This is a genomic window from Mycobacterium sp. E3305 (genome assembly GCF_001666785.1).
In the GTDB taxonomy this organism is placed as follows: domain Bacteria; phylum Actinomycetota; class Actinomycetes; order Mycobacteriales; family Mycobacteriaceae; genus Mycobacterium.
The window spans coordinates 1-1,482 of the sequence record NZ_LZJA01000296.1; the positions used below are offsets into that span (position 1 = coordinate 1).

A 1,482-nucleotide genomic window follows, 5' to 3' on the forward strand; every position below is an offset into this window, starting at 1 on the left:
GTCGTCGTGGCGGTGGTGGCCGCCTTTTGCGCGACGTTGGCCGCGTTGCCGGCGGAAGTGTTGGCCGCCGCGTTGGCCACCGTGCTGGCCTGGGTGGTGGTGCCCGCGTCGTTGGTCACCTTCGGGGCGGCCTGGAACTGGGTGATGCCCTTGGTCGCCGCCGTGGACTGCACCGAGTAGTTGGCCATCGCCCCGGCATCCTGGGCCCAAAACTCGCCGTACTGGGCCTCCAACTGCGCGATCGCCCCGGTGTTCTGCCCGATCACGTTGGTGGCCTGCAACTGCTGCACCAACGCCCGGTTGGCCGCGATCACCGGCGGTGGCACCACCGCGGCGAACGCCGCCTCATAAGCCGCCGCCGCCGCGGCGGCCTGCACCGCGGCCTGCTCGGCCTGCGCCGCCGTGCTGGCCAGCCACTCCGCATACGGGGTGGCCGCGGCCGCCATCGCCGCCGAGGCCGTGCCCGCCCACTCCTCACTGGCCAGCTGAGTCACCACATTCTGATAACTCAACGCAGCCGACTGCAGCTCCGCGGCGATCGCATTCCACGCCGACGCCGCCGTCATCAACGACCCCGACCCCGGACCGGCATAAATCCGCGCCGAATTAACCTCCGGCGGAAGCGCCCCAAAATCAAACATCATTGGCTCCTTTAACCCGTCGCGGCCGCGTTGGCCGCCTCAGTCACCGCGTAGGACCCCGAGCTCATCCTCAGGGTGTTGACGAACATCTCGTGAATCGCCGTGCCCTGGGCGCTCACAGCCTGATACATCTGCGCATGCGCAGAGAACTGCGCCGCGGTCAGTGCCGACACTTCGTCGGCTGCGGCCGGCACGATCCCCGTCGTCGGGGCCGCCGCCGCGGCGTTCTGCGCGCTGAGCGCCGAACCGATGCTTTGCAGATCGCCCGCGGCCGCGGCCAGCGCCTCCGGCTGCGTCGTGACAAACGACATTAAGATCCCTCCCTGGTTTCGGCTCGCTGGCCTTTGAGGAACGGTTTGCCGGTGGGCTTACCGCAGGCGTGGCTTACTGCTGAGATTAAATGGGTCACGCGGTGCCTCGCCTCCCTAGTGCCGACTGTTCATTCGTGTACAACTTCCGTTCACCTGGCCTTTCCCTATCCGGCCGATGGGGGTCGGGTTAGGACGCTGTAGCGGAAGCCGTATTTGTGGGAGTAGCCCGCGGCGGCGCCGGCGCGGCGGCCCATGACGCCGGTGGGCATGCCGCGCAGCAGGGCGTTGGCCGGAGGGTTGCCGGCCGCGCCGGCCTGCACCGGCAGCGCCTCGGCCTCGGCGTTGGCCGGGCTGACCGCCGAGGTCAGCGTCGCCCACTGCTGGGGCACCGACAAACCCCCGACTTGGGTGGCCTGCCCGGCACCGGCCGAGACGACGTTGCTGCTGAGGCTGCCCAGGTTGCCCAGGCCCAACTGGGCGAACTGCGGCGTCGGGAACCACGCACCACCGGCACCAGCCGTGGTACCCCC

General features: G+C 69.5%; 3 protein-coding genes. All 3 read right to left on the reverse strand.

The genetic code is table 11. The features are described 5' to 3' along the window. Positions 1 to 644: PPE family protein (locus tag A5701_RS25660; protein WP_156670211.1), on the reverse strand; the 644-nt coding region annotated here is incomplete at its 3' end. Positions 645 to 652: 8 nt separating this feature from the next. After that, positions 653 to 952, reverse strand: a complete 300-nt coding sequence (locus A5701_RS25665; protein ID WP_067758919.1) for a PE family protein — start codon at positions 950 to 952, stop codon at positions 653 to 655. Between the two features lie 164 nt (positions 953 to 1,116). Continuing rightward, positions 1,117 to 1,482 (reverse strand): PE/PPE C-terminal domain-containing protein (locus A5701_RS25670; RefSeq protein ID WP_197505068.1); only part of this gene is annotated, 366 nt, incomplete at its 5' end.